Genomic DNA, 20,901 nt, shown 5'->3' on the forward strand with positions numbered 1-20,901 from the left:
AGGGGCTACGCGCCGGTGCGTACGCGGGGCTACGCACCACCTTGGTACGAGCTGTGAGGCTTCTCCGCAGATCGGCGCACCCGCCCTCGTCGGGACGCATCAGTGCCAACTGACGGGTAAGTGCAAATTATTTGGGATGGCCCGGAATAGGAACACAGCGGCCCCCAGGCTCGTTGTCATTACGTGAGCACGACACCACCTGTTCTCGCCGCAGAGCTGGCGCAGGCGTGGGCCGACATTCAGCGGTACCACCCCGAGCTGCCCGATCTTGCCGCGCCAGAGTCCCTGATCGGAGAGTCGTCGTCCGCATGCGGGCACGAACTCTCCTTCGAACGACTGCTCCATGAGGCAGTCCACGGCATCGCAGCCGCGCGCGGAGTGCGCGACACCTCCCGCGCCGGCCGGTACCACAACCGCCGATTCCTCGCGATCGCCGAGGAGCTGGGCCTGGACCACCCCGAGGAGCCGCACCCCAGCAGCGGCTTCTCGCTGGTCACGCTCAGCCCCGAGGCCAAGCGGCGCTACCGCCCGACGATCGAACGGCTGCAACGCGCCCTGAAGGCCCACACGGCGGCCACCGCCGCCGACACCGCCCGCAGCTTCCGGGGCCCGGCGGCCCGCCACGGCTCCTCCGGAGGCGGCGTGCGCGTCAAGGCGGTCTGCGACTGCGGGCGCAACGTCCGGGTCGTCCCGTCCGTCCTGGCCCAGGCCCCGATCGTGTGCGGAGGCTGCGGAAAGCCGTTCAGGATCCCCGAGGTGGTCGGCGCGGCGGCGGGCTGAGGCTGCGGCTGCTCGTGGCAGCCGCAGCCTCAGCCCGCTTGCGCGGCCGACGTGACCCACGGTCGGCACGGCGCCGGGTGCCGCTCAGTCATGCCCGCGTACAGCGCGCACCCGCCCTCGGCGGAAAGCGGCCCGCAGGGTGTGGCACAATGGCTAGCTGTACTCGACAGCCGCACAGGACCCCTCTCTCCTCCGGCTGACGCGTCCGTCGGGCACTCGGGTACCGCAACCCCACGCGGCCGCTCCGCCGTGCCCAACCACGTCAAAACCAGGAGAACCCACTCCCGTGGCAGTCAAGATCAAGCTGAAGCGTCTGGGCAAGATCCGTTCGCCTCACTACCGCATCGTCGTCGCCGACTCCCGTACCCGCCGTGACGGCCGGGCCATCGAGGAGATCGGCCTGTACCACCCGGTGCAGAACCCCTCCCGTATCGAGGTCGACGCCGAGCGCGTGGCGTACTGGCTCTCCGTCGGCGCCCAGCCGACCGAGCCCGTGCTCGCCATCCTGAAGAAGACCGGCGACTGGCAGAAGTTCAAGGGCGAGCCCGCCCCTGCTCCGCTGCTGCAGCCGGAGGAGAAGGCCGCGCGTCCGTCGTTCGAAGCCCTCGGTGGCGACGACGAGGGCAAGGGTGAGGCGATCACCCAGAAGAAGAAGGCCGAGAAGAAGGACGAGGCCGCTGCCGAGTCCTCCGAGTCGACCGAGGCCTGAGCAGCATGCTCGAAGAGGCGCTTGAGCACCTCGTGAAGGGCATCGTCGACAACCCTGACGATGTGCAGGTCGCCTCGCGCAACCTGCGCCGCGGGCGCGTGCTGGAGGTCCGGGTCCACCCCGACGACCTCGGCAAGGTGATCGGCCGCAACGGCCGCACCGCGCGCGCCCTGCGCACCGTCGTGGGCGCCATCGGCGGCCGCGGTGTCCGCGTCGACCTCGTCGACGTGGACGACGTCCGCTGACGCTTTTCACAGCACCGGCTCGGGCCGGGGAGGGCCACAGGGCCGTCCCCGGCCCGTAGTCGTTACGACAGGAGATCTTCCACAGTGCAGCTGGTAGTCGCACGGATCGGCCGCGCCCACGGCATCAAGGGCGAGGTCACCGTCGAGGTACGTACCGACGAGCCGGAACTCAGGCTCGCACCCGGCGCCGTACTGGCCACCGATCCCGCCTCCGCGGGCCCGCTCACCATCGAGACGGGCCGGGTGCACAGCGGCCGTCTGCTCCTGCGCTTCGAGGGCGTCCAGGACCGCACCGCCGCCGAGGCCCTCCGCAACACCCTCCTGATCGCCGAGGTCGACCCGGAGGAGCTGCCCGAGGGCGAGGACGAGTACTACGACCACCAGCTGATCGACCTCGACGTGGTGACCAAGGAGGGTGCGCAGGTCGGCCGGATCACCGAGATCTCGCACCTCCCCTCCCAGGACCTGTTCATCGTCGAGCGCCCCGACGGAACCGAGGTGCTGATCCCCTTCGTCGAGGAGATCGTCACCGAGATCGACCTGGACGAGCAGAGGGCCGTCGTCGATCCGCCGCCCGGCCTGATCGACGACCGTGCCGAGATCGCCTCCGCCCGGGAATCCGCGGAGCCCTCCGGGGAAGAGGCGTGATGCGGCTCGACGTCGTCACGATCTTCCCCGAGTACCTGGAACCGCTGAACGTCTCCCTCGTCGGCAAGGCACGCGCGCGTGGGCAGCTGAACGTCCACGTGCACGATCTGCGCACCTGGACGTACGACCGCCACAACACCGTCGACGACACGCCGTACGGCGGCGGCCCCGGCATGGTGATGAAGACCGAGCCCTGGGGCGACGCCCTGGACTCCGTCCTCGCCGACGGCTACGAAACGGGTTCCCGTGCGCCCGCGCTGATCGTCCCCACCCCCAGCGGCCGGCCCTTCACCCAGGAGCTCGCCGTCGAACTGTCCGAGCGCCCCTGGCTGATCTTCACGCCCGCCCGGTACGAGGGCATCGACCGCCGGGTCATGGACGAGTACGCGACCCGGATGCCGGTGTACGAGGTGTCCATCGGCGACTACGTCCTGGCCGGCGGCGAAGCGGCCGTCCTGGTCGTCACCGAGGCCGTGGCCCGGCTGCTGCCCGGCGTCCTGGGCAACGCCGAGTCGCACCGCGACGACTCCTTCGCGCCCGGCGCCATGGCCGGCCTCCTGGAAGGCCCCGTCTACACCAAGCCGCCCCGGTGGCGCGGCCGGGAGATCCCGGAGATCCTGCTCAGCGGCCACCACGGGAAGATCGCCCGCTGGCGCCGCGACGAGGCCCTCCGGCGCACGACGGCCAACCGCCCGGACCTGATCGAGCGTTGCGACCCCAGGGCGTTCGACAAGAAGGACCGCGAGATGCTGTCCATCCTGGGCTGGTGCCCCGACCCCGAAGGGGAGCCGTTCGGCCGATTTTGGCGCAGGACACCGGACGTGGAAGAATAGGCCGCTGTTGTGCGCCGTCCGGCGTGCGCCCCTGCCGCAGGGGGACACGACGCCCGTCCCGACGCGTGCAGCACTCGTCCCGAACACCTAGTTCCCGTTGATGACCTGTGGCATCAGCGAAGAAAGCAGACGAAATGTCTCACCTGCTCGACTCCGTCGACTCCGCGTCGCTGCGCGAAGACGTCCCGGCCTTCCGCCCGGGTGACACCGTCAACGTCCACGTGCGCGTCATCGAGGGCAACCGCTCCCGTGTGCAGCAGTTCAAGGGCGTCGTGATCCGCCGCCAGGGTTCCGGCGTGCGCGAGACCTTCACGGTCCGCAAGGTCTCCTTCTCCGTCGGCGTCGAGCGCACCTTCCCGGTGCACACCCCGATCGTGGAGAAGATCGAGCTCGTCACCCGCGGTGACGTCCGCCGCGCCAAGCTGTACTACCTGCGCGAGCTGCGCGGCAAGGCCGCGAAGATCAAGGAGAAGCGCGAGAGCTGAGCGCGCTCACCGGGGTTCACAGCGGGGCCGGATAGCATCTGGCCCCGATGGACACCGAAGCACAGCCCACGGAGCGCGACCGCTCCTCCCGCCCTTCCGCATCCGGGGAGTCCCCGGAGCCGCAGGGGCCGGAGGAACGGTCGCGTTTCGCGTTGGTGGCACGCGTCACGGACTGGCTGCCCGGCGGGCGGATCAGTCTGACCGTGCTGATCTGCCTGGTCTTTTTGCTTCTCCTCAGCACGTTCGTGGCGCAACCGTTCCAGATTCCGAGCGGATCCATGGAACGTGGATTGAGGATCGGGGACCGCGTTCTCGTAAATAAGTTGGCGTACCGTTTCGGTGGCGGGCCGCGGCGCGGCGACGTCGTCGTGTTCGACGGCAGCGGCTACTTCGGGGACGGCGACTACATCAAACGCGTTGTGGGTGTAGGGGGAGATCATGTCGTCTGCTGTGACAAGGAGGGGAGGCTCCAGGTGAACGGCCGGTCGGTCGACGAGTCGACCTTCCTCTACCCCGGCGACAGCCCGTCCACGGTGCCCTTCGACGTCGTCGTGCCCGACGGCACCCTGTTCGTCCTCGGCGACCACCGCGGCGACTCCAGCGACTCCCGCGACCACCTGGGCTCTCCGGGCGGCGGCATGATCCCCGTCGGGGAGGTCGTCGGCCGGGCCGACTGGATCGTCTGGCCCTTCGGCCACTGGACCCACCTGCGCCGCCCCGGCGCCTACGCGCGCGTGCCCGCCGCCGCGCCGGCCGGCTCGGGGACCGGCGAGCCGAGAGACGCGGGTGGCGCCCATGGGTAACCGCGGCAAACCGCGCGGCGTCCCCGTCAGCGCCGCCGACAACCTCCTGCCCACCGGGGCCCGGCGTACCTCCAGCCCGGGCGGCGGCCGCACCCGCGCCGAGCGGCGCAAGCTCCAGCGCAAGGTCAAGCGCAAGCGCAGACGTTCCGCCGTCCGGGAGATACCGCTCCTCGTCGGCGTCGCCGTCCTCATAGCCCTGGTGCTCAAGACCTTCCTCGTGCAGGCCTTCGTGATCCCCTCGGGCTCCATGGAGCAGACGATCCGCATCGGCGACCGGGTCCTGGTCGACAAGTTCACCCCGTGGTTCGGCTCCAAGCCGCAGCGCGGGGACGTCGTCGTCTTCCACGACCCGGGCGGCTGGCTGGCGGGGGAGCAGACCACGAAGAAGAACGACCCCGTCGTCGTCAAGCAGGTCAAGGAGGGGCTGTCCTTCATCGGTCTGCTGCCCTCCGACAACGAGAAGGACCTCATCAAGCGGGTCGTCGGTGTCGGCGGGGACCACGTCAAGTGCTGCGACGCGCAGGGACGGGTGACCGTCAACGGCGTTCCCCTGAACGAGAGGGACTACCTGTATCCCGGCAACGCGCCGTCCGACACGCCGTTCGACATCACCGTCCCCAAGGGGCGGCTGTGGGTCATGGGCGATCACCGGGGCAACTCCGCGGACTCGCGCGCCCACCAGAACACCGCCTACGGTGGGACGGTCTCGGAGAACTCCGTGGTCGGGCGAGCCATGGTCATCGGCTGGCCGCTCGGGCACTGGAGCATGCTGAAGGAACCGAGAACCTTCGCCGCGGTGTCCGACTCGGCGACCGGGTCGACCGCTGCCGCCCGGCTGTCGCATAGGGTTGCTCCCGACCATCCGAACGGATCGGTTCAGCTCCCGACCCCTGCGGAACTCCCGCTCGTTATGGGAGTGGTGGGCCTGCGCCGTGCGCGGCGCGGGCGGCGGCACGGAGTAAGGAGTTGGCGTGGGGGATGTGGCGGTTGGCGCACGGTCCGGACACGACGGCGAGGAGCACCGCGGACACCCCGTGGAAGCAGCTGTCCCCGCCTCGGGCGGGGCCGTGGCCTCCGGGAGTGACTCCACAGCACCCGAGGACGGCACGGTGACGGAGCAGAACGAGACCGGCGATCAGGGGACGGGTGGCAGCACCCCGCAGCAGCGCAAGCCCCGCTCCTTCTGGAAGGAGCTGCCCATCCTGATCGGCATCGCGCTGGTGCTGGCGCTGCTGATCAAGACGTTCCTCGTACAGGCGTTCTCGATCCCCTCGGACTCGATGCAGAACACCCTGCAGCGGGGCGACCGCGTCCTGGTCGACAAGCTGACGCCGTGGTTCGGCTCCAAGCCCGAGCGTGGCGAGGTCGTCGTCTTCCACGACCCGGCCGACTGGCTGGCCGGCGAGCCGACGTCCAAGCCGAACGCCCTGCAGACGGTCCTCAGCTGGATCGGCCTGATGCCGTCCGCGGAGGAGAAGGACCTCATCAAGCGGGTCGTCGGTGTCGGCGGCGACACCGTCGAGTGCAAGGGCACCGGCCCGCTGATGGTCAACGGCAAGGCGCTGAACGAGCCGTACGTCTACCCCGGCAACACGCCGTGCAGCGTGGACGACCAGGGCGGCCAGTTCAAGGTGAAGGTGCCCAAGGGCTACATCTGGGTGATGGGCGACCACCGGCAGAACTCGCGGGACTCGCGCTACAACCAGACCGACAAGAACCACGGCATGGTCCCGGTGAACGAGGTCGTCGGTCGCGCCATCGTGAAGGCCTGGCCGATCAACCGCTGGGGCACCCTGCCCATCCCGGACACCTTCGACCAGCCGGGCGTCAACCAGCAGTCCTCGGCGGCAGGAGCCCTGACGGCGGCACCCGAGGGCGTCGCCCTCACCGCGGTCGTCCCCGTGGCGCTGTGGCGCCGCAGGCGGACCGCGCGCGCCGAGTCGACGACGAGCACGGCATCGGTATCCGCCGGCAGCCGCTGAACGGTCTAGGTGCGGGGTCGCCGAGCGTGGTCGGCCCCGGGCCGCTGAGCATCGCCGGCCGGGAGTCGCTGAGTGGCATCGTCCGGAAGAGTCGCTGAGTGGCATCGGCCCGGAGCCGTGCGCGCGTCGGCGGGTGGTACGCGGCATTCCGCTCCTACCGCCCGTCCTCCGTGAAGCCCACGTGGAGCTGTGATCGCGGTCCCGAAAGAGGGACTCCCCCGCTTCCCAACCGCCGGGTAGGGTGCGGATCCATGGGTGGCGAGAGCACGACGCGTACGGCCCCGCGCAGCGGCGGCACAGGCAGGAGCCAGGTGGGCAGCCGGACCGGGCAGCGTTTGTCCGGGCTGGCCGTCGCGCTGGGCCTGCTGCTGTTCCTCGGAGGATTCGCATGGGGAGCGGTGGTCTACCGGCCGTACACCGTGCCCACCAGCTCGATGACGCCGACGATCAACATGGGCGACCGCGTCCTGGCGCAGCGCGTCAGCGGCAGTGAGGTCCGCCGCGGCGATGTCGTCGTCTTCACCGACAAGAGCTGGGTGACCAACGCCCCCGTGGTCAAGCGGGTCGTCGCCGTCGGCGGCGACACGGTCTCCTGCTGCAAGCAGGGCAAGCTGAGCGTCAACGGCAAGGAGATCGACGAGCCCTACCTGAAGGGGGGCGTCGCCGAGATCAAGAACTTCCCGACCGTCACGGTGCCCGCGGGCCGCCTGTTCCTGCTCGGTGACGAACGCCAGGGCTCCCTGGACTCCAGCGCCCACCTCACGGACGCGGCGAGCGGCACCGTCTCGCGTGGCGCAGTGACCGCCCGGGTGGACGCCGTCGTATGGCCCGCCAAGGGCATGCTGGAGCGCCCCACCGGCTTCGAGACCCTGGGCGCCCTCTCGCAGCCCGGACCGCTGCGCACGATCGTCCTCCTGATCATCGCCGGCGCCGTCCTCGTCCTCGCCGGCGGCGCCTACGGCCCGATCGCCAAGCGGCTGGGCCGCTCCCGGGGCCGCACGCGGACGGAGCCCGCGGGTGCCCGGTGAGGTGACGGACACCGACCCGACGGCGCGGCACGGCTCCTGCGACGACGCGCACGACGGCCCCCGTGGCGACGCGCACGACGGCGGGCCGCGCAAGGTGGCCCGGGTCGTCCTGCTGGACCCCGAGGACCGCATCCTCCTCCTGCACGGCCATGAGCCGGGCGATCCGGCCGACGACTGGTGGTTCACACCCGGCGGCGGTCTGGAGGGCGACGAGACGCGAGAGGAGGCCGCTCTCAGGGAACTCGCGGAGGAGACCGGCGTCACCGAGGTCGAACTGGGCCCGGTGGTGTGGCGGCGCCGGTGCTCGTTCCCGTTCGCGGGCCGCCGCTGGGACCAGGACGAGTGGTACTACCTGGCCCGCACGACCCAGACGGGGACCGAAGCCCTGGGCCTCACGGAGCTGGAGCGGCGAAGTGTCGCCGGAGCACGCTGGTGGACGTGTGGGGAACTGACCCGGGCACATGAGACGGTGTATCCGACCAGACTCGCCGAGCTGCTCCGCACACTGCTCGACGAAGGTCCCCCGGCCAGGCCTGTGACCCTTGATACGGAAATCGTCTAGGGCCTCACAAGACTGGCGCACAATGGGGGGATCGCACGGCTGAAGGGGAACATGCCATGAGCGCCGAGGACCTCGAAAAGTACGAGACCGAGATGGAGCTCAAGCTCTACCGGGAGTACCGCGATGTCGTCGGTCTGTTCAAATACGTGATCGAGACCGAGCGGCGCTTCTACCTCACCAACGACTACGAGATGCAGGTCCACTCGGTCCAGGGCGAGGTGTTCTTCGAGGTTTCCATGGCGGACGCCTGGGTGTGGGACATGTACCGGCCTGCTCGCTTCGTGAAGCAGGTACGCGTCCTCACCTTCAAGGATGTGAACATCGAGGAGCTGAACAAGACCGATCTGGAGCTGCCGGGCGGCTGACCGCCGGGCTCTGATCACCCGTACGAGTGATGGAGTTGTCCACAACCGCCGAGTAGCCCACCAAGATCCAATCGGTCGGGCCGGATGCGTGACGGTTGGCGCCGGAGGTGGTGCCGACATGAGCACACATCGGGCACGCAGCGCACTCGGCAAGTACGGAGAGGGCCTGGCCGCACGGCGGCTGACGGAGACCGGGATGTCGGTCCTGGCCCGCAACTGGCGCTGCGGCAGGACGGGCGAGATCGACATCGTGGCCAGGGACGGCGACGTCCTGGTCGTCTGCGAGGTGAAGACCCGCAGGGCGGGACCCTTCGGGTACCCCATGGCCGCGGTCACCGCGGACAAGGCACGGCGTCTGCGCGGCCTCGCCGAACGCTGGATCCAGTCCCACGGAGGCGCACCCGCGGGAGGCGTCCGTATCGACCTGGTCGGGGTACTCCTGCCTCGCCGCGGCGCACCCGTGGTCGAGCACGCGCGGGGGGTGGCTTGATGGGGTTCGCGCGCACGTGCTCCGTGGCCCTCGTCGGCGTCGAGGGCGTGGTCGTCGAGGTGCAGGCCGACCTGGAACCGGGCGTGGCCGCATTCACCCTGGTCGGACTGCCGGACAAGAGCCTGACCGAAAGCCGCGACCGGGTGCGGGCCGCAGTGGTCAACTCGGGTGCGGAGTGGCCGCAGAAGAAGCTCACGGTGGGACTCAGCCCGGCCTCGGTGCCGAAGGCCGGCAGTGGTTTCGACCTGGCCGTCGCCTGCGCGGTGCTCGGCGCCGCCGAGCGGATCGACCCGCGGGTGCTCGCCGACATCGTGATGATCGGAGAGCTCGGCCTGGACGGGCGGGTGCGCCCCGTCCGAGGCATCCTCCCGGCCGTCCTGGCCGCGGCGGACGCGGGGTACGAACAGGTGGTCGTGCCCGAATCCGCCGCGGCCGAGGCCGCCCTCGTCCCCAGTGTGTCCGTGCTCGGTGTACGCAGCCTGCGCCAGCTGATCGCCGTGCTGACCGACGAGCCCGTACCGGAGGAGGAGCCGGACGAACAGGGGCGGCCGGATCCGCTGCTCGCCGGCCTGCGGGTACCCGGAACCGGCGCGGCCACGGGCATGCACGGCATGGGCGCGGCCCAGCACGACCACGGACATGACCTGGCCGACGTCGTCGGCCAGATGTCGGCGCGGACCGCGGTGGAGGTCGCCGCGGCCGGCGGGCACCACCTGTTCCTGGAAGGGCCGCCGGGCGCGGGCAAGACCATGCTGGCGGAGCGGTTGCCCTCGGTGCTGCCCCCGCTCGGCCGGGAGGAGTCCCTGGAGGTCACGGCGGTGCACTCGGTGGCCGGACTGCTGCCTGTCGGCAAACCGCTGATCGACGTCGCGCCCTACTGCGCCCCGCACCACTCGGCTACCATGCAGGCACTGGTCGGCGGCGGCCCCGGCATCGCCCGGCCGGGTGCCGTCTCGCTGGCCCACCGCGGGGTGCTCTTCCTCGACGAGACACCGGAGTTCAGCAGCCGGGCCCTCGACGCCCTGCGCCAGCCCCTGGAGGCGGGGCATGTGGTCATCGCCCGCAGTGCGGGCGTCGTGCGCTTTCCGGCGAAGTGCCTCATGGTGCTCGCGGCCAATCCGTGTCCCTGCGGCCGCTTCTCGCAGCGGGACACCCTGTGCGAGTGCCCGCCCTCGGCCATCCGCCGCTACCAGGCCCGGATCTCCGGCCCGCTGATCGACCGGGTCGATCTCCGGGTCGAGGTGGACCCGGTCACCCGGGCCGAGCTCGCCCACAGGGGCGCCGGCGGCGAGTCCACGGCGACGGTCGGCGACCGGGTGCGAGCCGCCCGGGAACGCGCGGCCGCACGGCTTGCCGGAACGCCCTGGCGGACGAACAGCGAGGTGCCGGGGCGGGAACTGCGCAATCGCTGGCATGCCGTGAGCGGTGCGATGGACGAGGCCGAGCGCAACCTGGAGCGCGGCGTCCTTACGGCCCGTGGTCTCGATCGCGTGCTCCGTGTCGCCTGGACGGTCGCGGACCTCGTCGGCCACGACCGGCCCGACGCGACGGACGTCGCCCTGGCGCTGCAACTGCGCACCGGAGTGCCGCGGGGCGTCCCCATGGCCATCGGGGCACCGAGGTGACCGCCGAGCACGACGCCGACGCCGAACTGCTCGCCCGGGTCTTCCTCAGTCGCGTCGTCGAGCCGGGTGACGAGGTCGGTGGGCGGTGGGTGCGCGAGCTCGGAGCCGTGGAGGTGGCGCGGCGGCTGCGGGTGGGTGGGCCGCCGCCGCACGGTGTGTCCGACAAGCGGTGGGCGGGGCTGCGGGCGCGCGCCGCGCGAGCCGAGCCGGAGCGGGACCTCGCCCTCGCGCGCAGCGCCGACGTCCGGTTCGTCTGCCCCGGTGACACCGAATGGCCCGCGCAACTCGACGACCTGGGGGACGCGCGCCCCACGGGGCTGTGGGTGCGCGGCCGGCCCAGCCTGCGCACCTGGGCGCTCACATCCGTCGCCGTCGTCGGCGCCCGTGCCTGCACCGAGTACGGCGCCCACATGGCCACCACCCTCGCCGCCGGACTTGCCGAGCGCGGCTGGGTCGTGGTGTCCGGCGGTGCCTACGGGGTCGACGGCGCCGCCCACCGAGGCGCGCTCGGCGCCGGCGGCGCCACCGTCGCGGTCCTGGCCTGCGGTGTCGACCGGCCCTACCCCCCGGGGCACACCGAACTGATCGGCAGAATCGCCGGACAGGGCCTGGTCATCGGCGAGCTGCCGCCGGGCGATCACCCGACGCCGAGCAGATTCATCGTCCGCAACAGGGTCATCGCCGCGCTCACCCGCGCCACCGTGGTCATCGAGGCCGCGCACCGCAGCGGGTCCCTGGTCACCGCTCGCGCGGCGCAGCGGCTGGGCCGCCACACCATGGGGGTCCCCGGTCCGGCCACCAGCGCGCTGTCCGCCGGCGTCCACGAACTGCTGCGGGGTGAGGCGACGCTGGTCACCGATGCCGCCGAGGTCGTCGAACTGGTCGGCGACATGGGAGAACTGGCCCCGCCCCGGCGCGGTCCCGTACTGCCGCGCGACCTGCTGGAACCGGACACCGCAGACGTCCTGTCCGCCCTGCCCGCCCACCGCGCGGCGACACCGGCCGAGCTCGCGCGCGCCGCCCGGACGACGGAGGACGACGTGATCGCGAGACTGTACGAGCTCCGATCACTTGGCTATGTCGAACGACATGGCGATGGCTGGAAGTTGACACGCGAGGCGATGACCCCGGCCCGGTTCGGACCACCTCGATGCTGACCGAGCGTGTTCGGCCGTTCGGGCGAACCTCCCGGCCTGCGCGGATTCCCGCCGTCGGGGGCTCCCTCAGTCACCGAGGGTGACGCCCATGACCCGGCGGGGCGCTCAGCGGAACGAATCTGCGCACGCTCCGCGCCTCGCCGTTCGCGCACCGCGACACTCCAGTCACGCTACGCTCACGAGGTTCCGACGCAGACACCCGAATCGACACCAGACCGACACGCCCCACCGGCACCCCCACTTCACGGCAGAACGACACAAGGCGACGAATGCCCCAGCACACCTCCGGGTCCGACCGGGCGGCGATCCCCCCAGCCGCCCGCGACGGTGGCAGCGTGCGGCCGCCCGCTCCCTCGACGCTCGACGAGCTGTGGCGGTCGTACAAGGCGACGGGGGACGAGCGGCTGCGGGAGCAGCTGATCCTGCACTACTCGCCGCTGGTGAAGTACGTGGCGGGACGGGTGAGTGTCGGTCTGCCGCCCAACGTGGAGCAGGCCGACTTCGTCTCCTCGGGGGTCTTCGGGCTCATCGACGCGATCGAGAAGTTCGACATCGACCGGGAGATCAAGTTCGAGACCTATGCGATCACCCGGATCCGGGGCGCCATGATCGACGAACTGCGGGCGCTGGACTGGATCCCGCGGTCGGTGCGGCAGAAGGCGCGGAACGTGGAGCGGGCCTACGCCACGCTGGAGGCCCGGTTGCGGCGCACGCCGACGGAGGGGGAGGTCGCCGCCGAGATGGGCATCGCGGTGGACGAGCTGCACGCCGTGTTCAGCCAGTTGTCGCTGGCCAATGTGGTCGCACTGGAGGAGCTGCTGCACGTCGGCAGCGAGGACGGTGACGGCCTGAGCTTCATGGACACGCTGGAGGACACCGCCGCCGACAACCCCGTCGAGGTGGCCGAGGACCGGGAGCTGCGGCGGTTCCTGGCACGTGCGATCAACACGCTGCCCGAGCGTGAGAAGACCGTGGTCACGCTGTACTACTACGAGGGGCTCACCCTCGCCGAGATCGGCAACGTGCTCGGCGTGACCGAGAGCCGGGTCAGCCAGATCCACACCAAGTCGGTGCTGCAACTGCGCGCGAAGCTGGCGAGTTTCGGACGGTGACCCGGCGGGAGACGAGGGGATCGGGAGTCGAGGGGGACACGGGGCGCGGCCGGGGATGCAAGACGCTCCCGTCCCGGGTGGCGCGTCCGTACAGTGGTCGACGTGCCAAGGATTCGAGCGGCCTCCGTGGCCGAGCACCGGTCGATGCGGCGAGCCGCCCTCCTGGACGCGGCGCGGTCCCTGCTGGCCGAGGGCGGCACGGAGGCGCTGACTTTCCCGGCTCTGGCCGAGCGGACGGGGCTGGCGCGGTCCTCGGTGTACGAGTACTTCCCGTCACGGGCCGCGGTGGTCGAGGAGCTGTGCCGGGTCGACTTTCCGGTGTGGGCCGCGGAGGTCTCGGCCGCGATGGAGCGGGCGCAGGGGCCGCAGGCCAAGATCGAGGCGTATGTCCGCGTGCAGCTCGCGCTGGTCGGGGACCGGCGGCACCGGGCCGTGGTGGCGATCTCCGCCAGTGAGCTCGACGCGGCGGCCCGGGAGAAGATCCGGGCCGCGCACGGTGGGCTGGTCGCGATGATCGTCGAGGCACTGGCGGACATGGGACACGCCCGGCCGAGGTTGGCCGCGGTGCTGCTCCAGGGCGTCGTCGACGCGGCGGTGCGGCGGATCGAGCTCGGCGCGGCGGAGGATCCGGCGGAGGTCACGGACGCGGCCGTGGCGATGGCGCTGCGAGGTGTCCGGGGCTGAGCCCCGGGGACCGCGGAAGCCGCTGGGCTGCCGCGGCACCAGCAGCCACCAGTCGCGTCGCCTCCCGCGCCCGGGACCGTGCTCTTGCGGGGTCCCGCGTCCGGGACCCTGCCCTGTGCCGGACGACTCCCAGGGGGCAGGCCGGCACGCCCGGGGCGAGGTCGGCACTCCCGGGATCAGGCCGGCAGTGGAATCCCCACTACCGGCAGCAACCTCGAGGGTCCGGATCGCAGCAGCCAGGGCGGCAGCAGCAACAGCGGGTTCAGGTAGGTGTCGCCTCTCAGCAACCCCCAGTGAACGCACGCCGTCGCGCAGTGTGACCCCGTCGCCTCCACCGTGCCGATCACCTCGCCCGCCGCCACGTCGTCCCCCTTCCGTACCGACGCCCGCACGGGTTCGTACGTCGTGCGCAGCGGCGGGTCGCCGGACCCCGTCAGCGCCACCGACACCACGCCCCGCCCGGCGACCCGGCCGGCGAAGAGCACCCGGCCCGCGGCGACCGTCCGTACGGGAGCGCCCGCCGGTGCCGCCAGGTCCACCCCCCGGTGCCCCGGGCCGTACACCGTCGCCGGGGGCTCCCACCCGCGGACGACCGCGGGCCGCACCCCCACCGGCCACACGCGCGCCACCTCAGGCGCCGCCGGCACCGCCCCATCCGCCCCCGCCGACGCCGGCCCACTCGTCCCCGCCGGTGTCCGCCCGTCCGCCCCCGCCGTCACCCCCGCATCCGTCCCCGCCCGTCCCCCAGGAGCCGGAGAAGCCGGAGAAGCCGGAGAAGCCAGTACAACCGGGACAGCCGGAGGAGCCGGTCCACCGGCCGCCCATGCCGCCGAGGCCGGAACGCCGCCCGCCAATACCAGCAGCAGGCACACACCCAGCCCCACACTCAGTCCGGCAACCAACCCCGCACCCAACCCCGCACCCGGCGACACACCCGAGCGCCGCCGCATTCGCATCCGATCCATGCGCCCACCGTCCCGCACCCTTGGCGATCATGGCCGGGATCTGTGGACAACTCACCGGTTGTGGACAGCGGCGTCACCCGGTGCCTCCCCGGTCCCGTACACTTCTGGTGGCGACCCGGGTCACCGGGTCGACTTCGCACGCCCCGACATTCACGGCCGGCAACGGTCGGTGTCAGCGCCCCTCGGTCCTTCGTGGCACGGCGCACCGCGGGCGTCAGGCGCGGGAGCCGTCCGGCATCCGCGGCACAACCGAGAAACTCAAGGAGAGTACGGCCATGGCCGTCGTCACGATGCGGGAGCTGCTGGAGAGCGGCGTCCACTTCGGTCACCAGACCCGTCGCTGGAACCCGAAGATGAAGCGCTTCATCTTCACCGAGCGCAACGGCATCTACATCATCGACCTGCTCCAGTCGCTGTCGTACATCGACCGCGCCTACGAGTTCGTCAAGGAGACCGTCGCCCACGGCGGCACGGTCATGTTCGTCGGTACGAAGAAGCAGGCGCAGGAGGCCATCGCCGAGCAGGCCACCCGCGTCGGCATGCCCTACGTCAACCAGCGCTGGCTGGGCGGCATGCTCACCAACTTCTCGACCGTCTACAAGCGTCTGCAGCGCCTGAAGGAGCTTGAGCAGATCGACTTCGAGGACGTCGCGTCCTCCGGTCTGACCAAGAAGGAGCTCCTGGTCCTCTCCCGCGAGAAGGCCAAGCTGGAGAAGACCCTCGGTGGTATCCGCGAGATGCAGAAGGTGCCGAGCGCCGTCTGGATCGTGGACACCAAGAAGGAGCACATCGCGGTCGGCGAGGCCCGCAAGCTCAACATCCCGGTCGTCGCCATCCTCGACACCAACTGCGACCCCGACGAGGTCGACTACAAGATCCCGGGCAACGACGACGCGATCCGTTCCGTCACCCTGCTCACCCGCGTGATCGCCGACGCCGTCGCCGAGGGCCTGATCGCCCGCTCGGGCGTCGCCACCGAGGGCAAGGGCGAGAAGGCCGCGGGCGAGCCGCTCGCCGAGTGGGAGCGCGACCTGCTGGAGGGTGAGAAGAAGGCCGAGTCCGAGGAGGCCGCCCCGGCCGCCGAGGCTCCCGCCGCCGAGGCTCCCGCTGCTGAGGCGCCGGCCGCCGAGGCTCCCGCTGCTGAGGCGCCGGCCGCTGAGGCGCCGGCCGCCGAGGGCGAGCAGGCCTGACCGTCAGCGTCAGTGTTGACGGCGGGAGCGGTGACATGAAGTCCGCTCCCGCCGTTCACCCGTAGGTCAGCGGTGCGTCAGCGAGCCCCCGCTACATGGGACCGCAGACCCCCTGATCTTCGATCTTCCAGACATCGAGAAAGATTCACAGACTCATGGCGAACTACACCGCCGCCGACGTCAAGAAGCTCCGTGAGCTCACCGGCGCCGGCATGATGGACTGCAAGAAGGCGCTGGACGAGGCCGAGGGCAACGTCGAGAAGGCTGTCGAGGCGCTGCGCATCAAGGGCCAGAAGGGCGTCGCCAAGCGCGAGGGCCGCTCCGCCGAGAACGGCGCCGTGGTCTCGATCCTCGCCGACGACAACTCCTCCGGTGTCCTCGTCGAGCTGAAGTGCGAGACGGACTTCGTCGCCAAGGGCGACAAGTTCCAGGCCGTCGCCAAGGCGATCGCCGAGCACGTCGCCAAGACCTCCCCGGCCGACATCGAGGCGCTGCTCGCCTCCGAGATCGAGGCCGGCAAGACCGTCCAGGCGTTCGTGGACGAGGCCAACGCCAACCTCGGCGAGAAGATCGTCCTGGACCGCTTCGCGCAGTTCTCCGACGGCTTCGTCACGGCCTACATGCACCGTACGATGCCCGACCTGCCGCCGCAGATCGGTGTCCTCGTCGAGCTCGACAAGCCGAATGCCGAGGTCGCCAAGGGCGTCGCTCAGCACATCGCCGCCTTCGCGCCGAAGTACCTCGCCAAGGAGGACATCCCGGCCGACGTCGTCGAGTCCGAGCGCCGCATCGCCGAGGAGACCACCCGCGCCGAGGGCAAGCCCGAGGCCGCGATCGCCAAGATCGTCGAGGGTCGTCTCAACGGCTTCTTCAAGGACGCCACCCTGCTCGGCCAGCCGTACGCGCTGGACAACAAGAAGTCCGTCCAGAAGGTCCTGGACGAGGCCGGTGTCACCCTGAAGCGCTTCACGCGCATCAAGGTCGGCATCTGAGTCCGTACCGCGACGGACGCCCGACCCGGATAGGGTCGACAGCAGTCGTCCATGTCGCACGCGTACGCCACGCACGCGCGTGACGGACGACAGCAGATCTGACGAGGAGGCCATTGCCGCAGATGGGATGCGAACCACACCCCACCGGCAATGGCCTTCTTCGTATGTGCACCACGTAACAAAGGCGGAATCTCCGATGACCACCAAGGCCCAGAAAAGCGACGACGGCAAAGTGTCCGGCCGGTTTCTGCTGAAGCTGTCCGGTGAGGCGTTCTCCGGCGGCGGGGGCCTGGGCGTCGATCCCGACGTGGTGCACGCCATTGCCCGCGAGATCGCGGCCGTCGTACGGGACGGCGCCCAGATCGCGGTCGTCATCGGCGGCGGCAACTTCTTCCGTGGCGCCGAACTCCAGCAGCGGGGCATGGACCGCGCCCGCTCCGACTACATGGGCATGCTCGGCACCGTGATGAACTGCCTCGCCCTGCAGGACTTCCTGGAGCGGGAAGGCATCGACAGCCGGGTCCAGACCGCCATCACCATGGGCCAGGTCGCCGAGCCGTACATCCCGCTGCGCGCCGTGCGCCACCTGGAGAAGGGCCGTGTGGTCATCTTCGGCGCCGGTATGGGCATGCCGTACTTCTCCACCGACACCACCGCCGCCCAGCGCGCCCTGGAGATCGACGCCGAGGCGCTCCTCATGGGCAAGAACGGTGTGGACGGGGTTTACGACTCCGACCCGAAGGCCAACCCGGACGCCGTGAAGTTCGACTCCCTCGGCTACGGCGAGGTCATCACGCGCGATCTGAAGGTCGCCGACGCCACGGCCATCACGCTGTGCCGCGACAACAAGCTTCCGATCGTCGTCTTCGAACTCCTCAAGGAGGGCAATATCGCCCGCGCCGTCAAGGGTGAGAAGATCGGCACGCTTGTGGGTGACCAAGGCAGCCGGGACTGACCGGCAGACCTCCCGGTCCGCGGGACGGCACCTGTCCGGACGACGGACGGGACGGACCCTGACCGGGGGATGGACAATGTCCTGCCGGTCGGGAACCGTGCAGGAAGAAGACGCGACGCAGCCGGCCGTCGGCCCCGACAAGGAACCGCAGCCGGGCCTACTCAAGACACGCAGGAGCAAGTGGTGATCGAAGAGACCCTCCTCGAAGCCGAGGAGAAGATGGAGAAGGCCGTCGTGGTCGCCAAGGAGGACTTCGCCGCGATCCGCACCGGCCGTGCGCACCCGGCGATGTTCAACAAGATCGTGGCCGACTACTACGGCGCGCCGACGCCGATCAACCAGCTGGCTTCGTTCTCCGTGCCGGAGCCGCGGATGGCGGTCGTGACCCCGTTCGACAAGAGCGCGCTGCGCAACATCGAGCAGGCGATCCGCGACTCGGACCTTGGCGTCAACCCGAGCAACGACGGCAACATCATCCGGGTGGTCTTCCCCGAGCTCACCGAGGAGCGCCGCCGCGAGTACATCAAGGTCGCCAAGGGCAAGGGCGAGGACGCCAAGATCTCGATTCGCTCCGTGCGCCGCAAGGCCAAGGAGGCCATCGACAAGCTGATCAAGGACGGCGAGGTCGGCGAGGACGAGGGCCGCCGTGCGGAGAAGGAGCTCGACGACACCACCGCGAAGTACGTCGCGCAGGTGGACGAGCTCCTCAAGCACAAGGAATCGGAGCTGCTCGAGGTCTGATGAACGACTCTTCCTGGGGGGCGCCGCAACCGGCGGGGTACTGGGGGCCCGCGGACCAGGGTTCTGCCCGGGGTCCGGTCCAGGGGGCCGCCCCGGCGGGCCCCGCGTACGATGCGCATGACGCCCAGCAGACTCGCCCCATGCCCATCGTGCCCGACGTGCCCGCACACGGCGGAATCCAGGATGACGACCGGGGGGCCGCTCGGCCGGGCGGCCCCCCGTTCCGCGACGACACGCCGCAGACGCATCCGTACGACACGATGCGGCCGCGGTCCTACGACACGCCGCAGACGTCGCCCTCCCGCAGGACGGCCGCGCAGAATCCGGAGCCCATGCCCGACGCCCCGCAGCCGGCGCCCGCGCCGCAGAAGAAGAGCGCGGGCCGCGACCTGGGCGCCGCCATAGGGGTCGGTGTCGGCCTCGGTGTGGTGATCATCGCGTCGCTGTTCATCGTCAAGGCCGTGTTCGTCGGGGTCGTGGCGGTCGCGGTCGTGGTGGGCCTGTGGGAGCTGACCAAGCGGCTTCAGGAGCGCAAGGCCATCAGGGCGCCCCTGGTGCCGCTCGCGGTGGGCGGCGCGGCGATGGTGGTCGCCGGGTACGTGCGGGGCGCCGAGGGCGCCTGGGTGGCCATGGCACTCACCGCGCTGGCCATCCTGGTGTGGCGCATGACGGAGCCCCCCGAGGGCTACCTCAAGGACGTCACGGCCGGGGTCTTCGCCGCCTTCTACGTGCCGTTCCTGGCCACGTTCGTCGCGATGATGCTGACTGCCGCGGACGGTCCGTTCCGCGTTCTGACCTTCCTGCTCCTGACGGTGGTCAGCGACACCGGGGCCTACGCCGTCGGCTGGCGCTTCGGCAGGCACAAACTGGCCCCGCGCATCAGCCCCGGGAAGACCCGTGAGGGCCTGCTCGGAGCGGTCACGTTCGCCATGGCCGCGGGCGCGCTGTGCATGCAGTTCCTGATCGACGGGGGCGCCTGGTGGCAGGGCCTGCTGCTCGGCCTCGCCGTCGCCGCCAGCGCCACGCTCGGCGACCTCGGCGAGTCCATGATCAAGCGGGACCTGGGGATCAAGGACATGGGCACGCTGCTCCCCGGGCACGGCGGCATCATGGACCGCCTGGACTCGCTGCTGCCCACGGCACCGGTGGTGTGGCTGCTGATGGTGATCTTCGTGGGGTCCGCCTGACCGGCGCCCCGCCCGGGCCGCAGGGGCTCGTCGTCCACGGGACGGCGGGCCCCTCTGCCGACCGGGGCCTGACCTACGACGCCAGGCCGGCCGGGGGCGGAGCCATGGTGAGCGAGAAGGTCCGCCTCCAGTTCGACATCGCCGTCATCCGCGCCACCCCCACGCCCTGAAGAAGCACCGACCCGGGGACCTCGGCGCGGACCCCAGGTCACCCCATTCGATCTGAGACACTGGTGAGACCATGCCCAAGCCCGGAGAACTCACCTTCGTCGCCCCCCGCGGTGCCAAGAAGCCACCGCGGCACCTTGCCGATCTCACGCCTGCCCAGCGCAAGGAGGCTGTCGCCGAGATCGGTGAGAAGCCGTTTCGTGCCAAGCAGCTTTCGCAGCACTACTTCGCGCGGTACGCGCACGACCCCGAGCAGTGGACCGACATCCCCGCCGGATCGCGCGCCAAGCTGCGTGAGGCGCTGCTTCCGGACCTGATGACGGTCGTCCGGCACCTGTCGACCGACCAGGGCACCACCCGCAAGACGCTGTGGCGGCTGTTCGACGGCACGCTCGTCGAGTCGGTGCTCATGCGCTACCCGGACCGGGTCACCATGTGCATCAGCTCGCAGGCGGGCTGCGGCATGAACTGCCCGTTCTGTGCGACCGGGCAGGCCGGACTGGACCGCAACCTGTCGACCGCCGAGATCGTGCACCAGATCGTGGACGGGATGCGTGCCCTGCGGGACGGGGAGGTCCCCGGTGGTCCCGCGCGTCTGTCCAACATCGTCTTCATGGGCATGGGTGAGCCGCTCGCCAACTACAACCGCGTCGTCGGCGCCATCCGGGCGCTGACCGACCCCGAGCCGGACGGGCTCGGGCTGTCCCAGCGCGGCATCACCGTCTCGACCGTCGGTCTCGTCCCGGCGATCCACCGGTTCTCCGACGAGGGCTTCAAGTGCCGCCTCGCCGTCTCGCTGCACGCGCCGGACGACGAACTGCGCGACACCCTGGTCCCCGTCAACACGCGCTGGAAGGTGCGGGAGGTCCTCGACGCCGGGTTCGAGTACGCCGCGAAGTCGGGGCGCCGGCTGTCCATCGAGTACGCCCTGATCCGGGACATCAACGACCAGGCCTGGCGCGGTGACCGGCTCGGACGGCTGCTCAAGGGCAAGCCGGTGCACGTCAACCTCATCCCGCTCAACCCGACGCCGGGCTCCAAGTGGACGGCCTCGCGGCCCGAGGACGAGAAGGCGTTCGTGGAGGCGATCGCCGCCCACGGGGTGCCGGTCACCATCCGGGACACCCGGGGCCAGGAGATCGACGGGGCATGCGGTCAGCTCGCGGCCACCGAGCGGTAGTCTGAGGCCGTACAC

At 70.7% G+C, this 20,901-nt stretch carries 24 protein-coding genes and 1 pseudogene; 24 read left to right on the forward strand and 1 reads right to left on the reverse strand.

Features of this window, described 5'->3' with window-relative positions:
• The first annotated feature begins 183 nt into the window (after positions 1–183).
• The 17 genes from AB0A61_RS27585 (at position 184) to AB0A61_RS27665 (ending at position 13,508) form a co-directional block, all read left to right on the forward strand.
• Positions 184–780 (forward strand): hypothetical protein, encoded by a 597-nt coding sequence (locus AB0A61_RS27585; protein ID WP_361297628.1) that lies wholly within the window; start codon positions 184–186, stop codon positions 778–780.
• 286 nt (positions 781–1,066) lie between these two features.
• A complete protein-coding gene (rpsP, locus tag AB0A61_RS27590; protein ID WP_361297631.1) occupies positions 1,067–1,489 on the forward strand; it encodes a 30S ribosomal protein S16 in 423 nt (140 codons plus the stop codon).
• Between the two features lie 5 nt (positions 1,490–1,494).
• A complete protein-coding gene (locus AB0A61_RS27595) occupies positions 1,495–1,734 on the forward strand; it encodes an RNA-binding protein (RefSeq protein WP_030612780.1) in 240 nt (79 codons plus the stop codon).
• Positions 1,735–1,818: 84 nt separating this feature from the next.
• Positions 1,819–2,382, forward strand: a complete 564-nt coding sequence (rimM, locus tag AB0A61_RS27600; protein WP_361297634.1) for a ribosome maturation factor RimM — start codon at positions 1,819–1,821, stop codon at positions 2,380–2,382.
• Entirely contained in the window at positions 2,382–3,215 is an 834-nt protein-coding gene (gene trmD / locus AB0A61_RS27605) for a tRNA (guanosine(37)-N1)-methyltransferase TrmD (protein ID WP_361297637.1), read from the forward strand. Before rimM ends, trmD begins: the two co-directional genes overlap by 1 nt.
• A 134-nt stretch (positions 3,216–3,349) precedes the next feature.
• Positions 3,350–3,700, forward strand: coding sequence for a 50S ribosomal protein L19 (rplS, locus tag AB0A61_RS27610; RefSeq protein WP_361297639.1), 351 nt, complete (start codon positions 3,350–3,352; stop codon positions 3,698–3,700).
• Positions 3,701–3,747: 47 nt separating this feature from the next.
• Positions 3,748–4,503: a signal peptidase I gene (gene lepB, locus AB0A61_RS27615; protein WP_361297642.1), complete on the forward strand. Its 756-nt coding sequence runs from the start codon at positions 3,748–3,750 to the stop codon at positions 4,501–4,503.
• Complete coding sequence (gene lepB, locus AB0A61_RS27620) at positions 4,496–5,587, forward strand: signal peptidase I (protein WP_361297645.1); 1,092 nt, start codon at positions 4,496–4,498, stop codon at positions 5,585–5,587. Before lepB (AB0A61_RS27615) ends, lepB (AB0A61_RS27620) begins: the two co-directional genes overlap by 8 nt.
• Entirely contained in the window at positions 5,475–6,485 is a 1,011-nt protein-coding gene (gene lepB / locus AB0A61_RS27625) for a signal peptidase I (RefSeq protein ID WP_361297648.1), read from the forward strand. The genes lepB (AB0A61_RS27620) and lepB (AB0A61_RS27625) overlap by 113 nt, the downstream gene beginning before the upstream one ends.
• A 251-nt stretch (positions 6,486–6,736) precedes the next feature.
• Positions 6,737–7,513 (forward strand): signal peptidase I, encoded by a 777-nt coding sequence (gene lepB / locus AB0A61_RS27630; protein WP_361297651.1) that lies wholly within the window; start codon positions 6,737–6,739, stop codon positions 7,511–7,513.
• Between the two features lie 94 nt (positions 7,514–7,607).
• Positions 7,608–8,075, forward strand: a complete 468-nt coding sequence (locus tag AB0A61_RS27635; protein ID WP_361297798.1) for an NUDIX hydrolase — start codon at positions 7,608–7,610, stop codon at positions 8,073–8,075.
• A 56-nt stretch (positions 8,076–8,131) separates the two neighbouring features.
• A complete protein-coding gene (locus AB0A61_RS27640) occupies positions 8,132–8,440 on the forward strand; it encodes a DUF2469 domain-containing protein (protein ID WP_008745401.1) in 309 nt (102 codons plus the stop codon).
• 88 nt (positions 8,441–8,528) lie between these two features.
• Positions 8,529–8,930 carry a YraN family protein gene (locus AB0A61_RS27645; RefSeq protein WP_361297654.1) on the forward strand — a complete coding sequence of 134 codons (402 nt, stop codon included), beginning with the start codon at positions 8,529–8,531 and terminating at the stop codon, positions 8,928–8,930.
• Positions 8,930–10,555, forward strand: coding sequence for a YifB family Mg chelatase-like AAA ATPase (locus AB0A61_RS27650; RefSeq protein WP_361297657.1), 1,626 nt, complete (start codon positions 8,930–8,932; stop codon positions 10,553–10,555). Before AB0A61_RS27645 ends, AB0A61_RS27650 begins: the two co-directional genes overlap by 1 nt.
• Positions 10,552–11,712, forward strand: coding sequence for a DNA-processing protein DprA (gene dprA / locus AB0A61_RS27655; protein ID WP_361297660.1), 1,161 nt, complete (start codon positions 10,552–10,554; stop codon positions 11,710–11,712). Before AB0A61_RS27650 ends, dprA begins: the two co-directional genes overlap by 4 nt.
• A 269-nt stretch (positions 11,713–11,981) precedes the next feature.
• Positions 11,982–12,824 (forward strand): RNA polymerase sigma factor WhiG, encoded by an 843-nt coding sequence (whiG, locus tag AB0A61_RS27660; RefSeq protein WP_361297663.1) that lies wholly within the window; start codon positions 11,982–11,984, stop codon positions 12,822–12,824.
• Positions 12,825–12,950: 126 nt separating this feature from the next.
• On the forward strand, positions 12,951–13,508 hold the full coding sequence (locus AB0A61_RS27665) for a helix-turn-helix domain-containing protein (protein ID WP_361297801.1): 558 nt from the start codon (positions 12,951–12,953) through the stop codon (positions 13,506–13,508).
• Positions 13,509–13,684: 176 nt separating this feature from the next.
• Here AB0A61_RS27665 and AB0A61_RS27670 read toward each other — a convergent pair whose 3' ends face one another.
• Positions 13,685–14,227 carry a M23 family metallopeptidase gene (locus AB0A61_RS27670; RefSeq protein ID WP_361297666.1) on the reverse strand — a complete coding sequence of 181 codons (543 nt, stop codon included), beginning with the start codon at positions 14,225–14,227 and terminating at the stop codon, positions 13,685–13,687.
• A gap of 521 nt (positions 14,228–14,748) precedes the next feature.
• On the opposite strand from AB0A61_RS27670, the gene rpsB reads away from it, so the two are divergent.
• The 7 genes and pseudogenes from rpsB to rlmN all read left to right on the forward strand — a co-directional run bounded on the left by rpsB (position 14,749) and on the right by rlmN (position 20,886).
• Positions 14,749–15,663, forward strand: a complete 915-nt coding sequence (rpsB, locus tag AB0A61_RS27675; RefSeq protein ID WP_361297669.1) for a 30S ribosomal protein S2 — start codon at positions 14,749–14,751, stop codon at positions 15,661–15,663.
• 155 nt (positions 15,664–15,818) lie between these two features.
• The gene (gene tsf, locus AB0A61_RS27680) at positions 15,819–16,655 is read left to right on the forward strand and encodes a translation elongation factor Ts (protein ID WP_361297672.1); all 837 of its coding nucleotides are present in this window, start codon (positions 15,819–15,821) and stop codon (positions 16,653–16,655) included.
• Positions 16,656–16,851: 196 nt separating this feature from the next.
• On the forward strand, positions 16,852–17,610 hold the full coding sequence (gene pyrH, locus AB0A61_RS27685) for a UMP kinase (RefSeq protein ID WP_361297675.1): 759 nt from the start codon (positions 16,852–16,854) through the stop codon (positions 17,608–17,610).
• Positions 17,611–17,793: 183 nt separating this feature from the next.
• Complete coding sequence (frr, locus tag AB0A61_RS27690) at positions 17,794–18,351, forward strand: ribosome recycling factor (protein WP_361297678.1); 558 nt, start codon at positions 17,794–17,796, stop codon at positions 18,349–18,351.
• Positions 18,351–19,538, forward strand: a complete 1,188-nt coding sequence (locus AB0A61_RS27695; RefSeq protein WP_361297681.1) for a phosphatidate cytidylyltransferase — start codon at positions 18,351–18,353, stop codon at positions 19,536–19,538. Before frr ends, AB0A61_RS27695 begins: the two co-directional genes overlap by 1 nt.
• 56 nt (positions 19,539–19,594) lie before the next feature.
• Positions 19,595–19,708 (forward strand): annotated as a pseudogene (locus AB0A61_RS27700) (polyisoprenoid-binding protein); the annotation flags it as partial.
• Positions 19,709–19,779: 71 nt separating this feature from the next.
• A complete protein-coding gene (gene rlmN / locus AB0A61_RS27705; protein WP_361297684.1) occupies positions 19,780–20,886 on the forward strand; it encodes a 23S rRNA (adenine(2503)-C(2))-methyltransferase RlmN in 1,107 nt (368 codons plus the stop codon).
• Positions 20,887–20,901 lie beyond the last annotated feature (15 nt).

The organism is Streptomyces sp. NPDC046197 (assembly GCF_040646295.1).
Lineage (GTDB): Bacteria > Actinomycetota > Actinomycetes > Streptomycetales > Streptomycetaceae > Streptomyces.

What these genes read in the sequence shown, in the direction of transcription:
- rpsB (WP_361297669.1), top strand. Translation starts at nt 14,749, where the DNA reads ATGGCCGTCGTCACGATGCGGGAGCTGCTGGAGAGCGGCGTCCACTTC.
- tsf (WP_361297672.1), top strand. Translation starts at nt 15,819, where the DNA reads ATGGCGAACTACACCGCCGCCGACGTCAAGAAGCTCCGTGAGCTCACC.
- pyrH (WP_361297675.1), top strand. Translation starts at nt 16,852, where the DNA reads ATGACCACCAAGGCCCAGAAAAGCGACGACGGCAAAGTGTCCGGCCGG.
- rplS (WP_361297639.1), top strand. Translation starts at nt 3,350, where the DNA reads ATGTCTCACCTGCTCGACTCCGTCGACTCCGCGTCGCTGCGCGAAGAC.
- lepB (WP_361297645.1), top strand. Translation starts at nt 4,496, where the DNA reads ATGGGTAACCGCGGCAAACCGCGCGGCGTCCCCGTCAGCGCCGCCGAC.
- lepB (WP_361297642.1), top strand. Translation starts at nt 3,748, where the DNA reads ATGGACACCGAAGCACAGCCCACGGAGCGCGACCGCTCCTCCCGCCCT.
- trmD (WP_361297637.1), top strand. Translation starts at nt 2,382, where the DNA reads ATGCGGCTCGACGTCGTCACGATCTTCCCCGAGTACCTGGAACCGCTG.
- lepB (WP_361297651.1), top strand. Translation starts at nt 6,737, where the DNA reads ATGGGTGGCGAGAGCACGACGCGTACGGCCCCGCGCAGCGGCGGCACA.
- AB0A61_RS27650 (WP_361297657.1), top strand. Translation starts at nt 8,930, where the DNA reads ATGGGGTTCGCGCGCACGTGCTCCGTGGCCCTCGTCGGCGTCGAGGGC.
- whiG (WP_361297663.1), top strand. Translation starts at nt 11,982, where the DNA reads ATGCCCCAGCACACCTCCGGGTCCGACCGGGCGGCGATCCCCCCAGCC.
- AB0A61_RS27695 (WP_361297681.1), top strand. Translation starts at nt 18,351, where the DNA reads ATGAACGACTCTTCCTGGGGGGCGCCGCAACCGGCGGGGTACTGGGGG.
- AB0A61_RS27595 (WP_030612780.1), top strand. Translation starts at nt 1,495, where the DNA reads ATGCTCGAAGAGGCGCTTGAGCACCTCGTGAAGGGCATCGTCGACAAC.
- AB0A61_RS27640 (WP_008745401.1), top strand. Translation starts at nt 8,132, where the DNA reads ATGAGCGCCGAGGACCTCGAAAAGTACGAGACCGAGATGGAGCTCAAG.
- rlmN (WP_361297684.1), top strand. Translation starts at nt 19,780, where the DNA reads ATGCCCAAGCCCGGAGAACTCACCTTCGTCGCCCCCCGCGGTGCCAAG.